This window comes from Desulfatibacillum aliphaticivorans DSM 15576, from assembly GCF_000429905.1.
Lineage (GTDB): Bacteria > Desulfobacterota > Desulfobacteria > Desulfobacterales > Desulfatibacillaceae > Desulfatibacillum > Desulfatibacillum aliphaticivorans.
Genome location: NZ_AUCT01000054.1, coordinates 1 through 3,776, shown reverse-complemented (window position 1 = coordinate 3,776; position 3,776 = coordinate 1). Strand labels below are relative to the sequence as shown.

General features: G+C 44.9%; 5 protein-coding genes. All 5 read left to right on the top strand.

Features of this window, described 5'->3' with window-relative positions; genetic code table 11:
- On the top strand, positions 1-543 hold a 543-nt coding region (locus G491_RS32620), incomplete at its 5' end, for a hypothetical protein (protein WP_211239173.1).
- A gap of 391 nt (positions 544-934) precedes the next feature.
- Positions 935-1,333 carry a hypothetical protein gene (locus G491_RS35720; RefSeq protein ID WP_157468595.1) on the top strand — a complete coding sequence of 133 codons (399 nt, stop codon included), beginning with the start codon at positions 935-937 and terminating at the stop codon, positions 1,331-1,333.
- Positions 1,333-2,133 (top strand): hypothetical protein, encoded by an 801-nt coding sequence (locus G491_RS0125935; protein ID WP_028316604.1) that lies wholly within the window; start codon positions 1,333-1,335, stop codon positions 2,131-2,133. Before G491_RS35720 ends, G491_RS0125935 begins: the two co-directional genes overlap by 1 nt.
- Positions 2,133-3,410: a type IV secretory system conjugative DNA transfer family protein gene (locus G491_RS0125930; protein ID WP_028316603.1), complete on the top strand. Its 1,278-nt coding sequence runs from the start codon at positions 2,133-2,135 to the stop codon at positions 3,408-3,410. Before G491_RS0125935 ends, G491_RS0125930 begins: the two co-directional genes overlap by 1 nt.
- 99 nt (positions 3,411-3,509) lie before the next feature.
- Entirely contained in the window at positions 3,510-3,761 is a 252-nt protein-coding gene (locus tag G491_RS0125925; RefSeq protein WP_028316602.1) for a hypothetical protein, read from the top strand.
- Positions 3,762-3,776: the final 15 nt, after the last annotated feature.

Below are 3,776 nucleotides of genomic sequence, written 5' to 3'. Positions count from 1 at the left end.
AGGGGGTACTTGAAATTGACCCCTCAAAATGTTTTCATGGCCACGGCAAAGGGGTTTGATTTTTTGAAGGCCCACGCCGAGGCGGAATACCCAGAGAAATACAACACGGCTTTAATCAGGCTGGCCGAAGGGCAGGGGAAGGGGGATACCCTTCATAAAACGGACGCCTTTTTAAAGCTCATTCAGGACCCGGATTTTTACGCCCTGTTTTACCCAGAGTTTTATAAAAGCCCGGGGGATCAACAGGCGTTTTTGATTCCGGATGGGGCCTTGATCCTGAGAAGAGGGGGCAAGGCGAAGTTGATTTTTTTGGAGGTGGAGAACCCTAAGCCAAACTGGAAAAGCCACCTGGAGGGTAAACGGGCCAAATATGAGGCCATAGGGCGCGAAGTGACCACCTGGGACAAATGGTGGCGTCACTGGTCAGAAGTTTTGAATTTGCGTTTTTGCCCGCGTGAACAGTTTTCTTTTTCGGTTTGGTGTATCGGAGACTTTGAAGCGGATTGGGTGGGGTGGAAATTTAGAAAGGAGGAAAATTTTTGAAAAGGATAGATTTAAAAGGATTGTTGCGTTTTAACTGGATTTTTACAATCGGGGTGTCATTTTTGGCGGTGCCTATTATTTATATTGTGGTATCTTTAACGTCTTCTTCGCCGGGGCCAATGGAATATAGCACAAAAATAGCTCTTATATCGTTGTATATTGTATCTATACCTATTTTTTTATATCTTATTCACGGTTCGATGTTTAATAAGCTGAAATATTATCCTTGTCCTTATTGCAATAAAAGTATGAAGATTAAACTAAGGTGGGTTTGCGACAGATGTAGGCACACACAAAAAAAAGAAAGATATGTAACACAAAAATGTGACGAATGCTTTAGGAAATTAGAATCCGTTTTCTGTGAACATTGTCATAAGGAGGTCGGTTTGTAATGAGTAATGATATTAAAAGCATAGGGCTTAGAAAAAGAATTTTTATTAATTTAATTATATCTTTGCTATTGCTCCCTATTGTTATTTGCGTTCCCGCTGGCATATTTCTTAAATTAACAGGCGGAATAGGATTTTGGTGGATGTTGGCGAGTTTTATTCCTGCATTTATTTCGGTTTCGATTTATCTTTTCTTTTTTAAAAATTATATAGTTAAAAGGTTGAAATATTATCCTTGCCCTTATTGTGGACAAAGTATCAAAACATGGGAAAAATGGGTTTGCGATTATTGCGACCATACTCAGCCAGAACCACATTTTATATCAAATGGTTGTATGGAGTGTAGTAGATATCTTAAAAGCGCGTTCTGTGAACACTGCCACAAGGAGTTTTTAATATAATGGCCTATACAAAAGGATCAAAACAAGGTGGCTATCCGCTTGTGAAGCCAACACGGAATGACATCAAGGCCAAAAAAGATGCAGAAAAGGCCATGGCCAAGCGTGGCGCTTCTTCTGATTTCAGAGCCCCGAACGTGGACCTTGATTATTTAGACGTTCATTCTTTGGTAAGTGAGCTTTCCGTAAGGTTTAATCAAAAGAATGACGTGGGGGTTATCCGGGCTTGGTTTAGGCGCAAACGGATAGAGGTGCAAACTACGCACCTTCAGGCTTTGAGTAATCAGGTCGCCCAGGTAAGGAGTCAGGCGCAGGACTTGGTAGAGTTTAAGGCCCAACTCATGACCCAACGCGAGGTTTTGGCCGCCCGCATGGTGGAAATAGTCGAAGCGTCCCAATTTGCCGTTGATCGCCAAAGAGAGGAGCATCAAACTTTTTTGACCCGGCAGCATGGAGACCGGGAAAGGGTGTTTTCTGAGCTGGAACGGCTTAAGGCCGAAAACGATAAGCTGATTTGGCAAGCGGAACAGGAGAGGCAGACGGCCAGACTTATTCAGTTGCGCGGGGACCTTATCCAGAAGGCCCTTTCAGAGCTTGATTTTCAAAATTTGGATATGCGCCAGGTGTTTGTCATCATTGAAATGATTAAGGACTCAAGAACTGAGGCGGATATTTTCAACGCCGAGGCCAAGGTTGATTTTTTAAAAGCCGAAGCCCGGAAAATGGAGGCCCAAGCCCGCCAGGAAGAAGCTGAGGCAGATTTTAAGGCCTGGAATTTTGAGGAGAATAAAAAAGAGCTCTGATGTATGATTTTCGGTTTGGACGCATCCAAGACCTAAGCCACCATATCCCCCGCATACGCTCTTTAGAGGAGCGTTTTAAGCATACCTATATCATAGGGACCACCGGCACCGGAAAAACGAGCCTGATGCTCCGTATGGCCTTATATGACGCCATGCAGGGCCTTTCCCTTATCTTTATAGACCCCAAGGGCGACCACGCCCGAGAGCTTTACAGCTTGATTCCGGATAAAAGGCGGGTGATTTATTTTTCCATTGACCGCCCCTCCCTGGTTATAAATCCGCTCAGGAAAACCGGATATAATATCTATGATATTATAGACGAGTTTGTTGAAATCCTTAATATTTTAGTCCGTCTGACCACTCCTTTCAACCCACCGGCAACCCAGGCCATGAGAGAGCTTTTAAGGGCCTGTCTGCCCTACTTCAAAGAAGAAGATAGGAGTATTGAGTTTTTAAGTAACTTCCTACGCTATCAGGATGTAAGAGATACATATTTTAAACAGATTGGAGAGGAAAAGCCTAAATACTGGCAAGACTTTGATAAAAAGAAAGGCCGGAAAGAACATCAATATAACGCGACTGCTATTAGTTTAGCGTCACGGCTTGGTGGATTTATAGAAGATGAACGCTTTAGGCGCATTGTAACAGGGCCAAACCAGCTTGATATTGCCAAAATCTCAAAACAAGGTAAAATAGTTTTAGTTGATGTATCTGGCTTGTCTGATGAAAAAAGGATTTATCTAAGCGCCCTATTCTCTTTTGCCGTTAAGTCTTATGTTGAGTTTCAGAAAATGCCAGAATCAGAGCGAAAGCCTTTAATGTTTTATTTTGATGAGTGCTACATGGGCATCAATGAAACCTTTGACAGGCTTTTAGCCTTTGCCCGGTCTTATAAAGTTGGCTTGACCCTTGCCCATCAATCCGTTGAACAATTCGAATCAGAAAGAGTTTTAAGGCGGATTGTGAGCTTGTGTAATACCAAAATCGGCTTTCGGGCTCCTGGTTATGCAGAGGCCCGGCTTTTGGCTGAAACATACGGCTTAACCCAGGAGGATTTTAGAAGCCTTAAACAATATGAGGCTTGGGTAAGGTTTGATCATCGAGGAGCCGTTGAAAATAGCCACATCAAGACCTATCCCCCACCCCACCCTGTAAAACTGGAAGAACCGCTCATGGTTGACCTGGCCGGAGCTCGTGAAGCTGATCCAGGACCAGCACCAATTTCATCAGGCCCCGAGGAAATAAATTTTTTGCGGGACGCCTGGTTTAGCTGTTAGCTCCCTACCCTTTTATAGAGTGTCTCTCCTTGTCTGGTGCCTTTTGCGCTTTGGATTGGCCAAGGCGGAAAATCACCACCATATAAGGAGGGATCAATTATGGCTTATACGCTCGCGGAGAAAACCGGGGCCACCAGGCCCGCGCCGGAAACCATGAACGTGAAAACCTATGGCATGGGCCTTTTCACGGATGATTTCTGCCTGGCGGACAAGGGATGGGAACACGCCTTTGCCCTTCCCTTCCTGGCCGTCTACAAGAAGAACGGAAGAACCCTGATCCAGGTCAGGGGGCGGGAATGGAAGCGCCAGAGGGCCGAGGATTTCAAACGGCTTCACGGCCAGGGCGTTTAATCGCCCCCCCCCCCC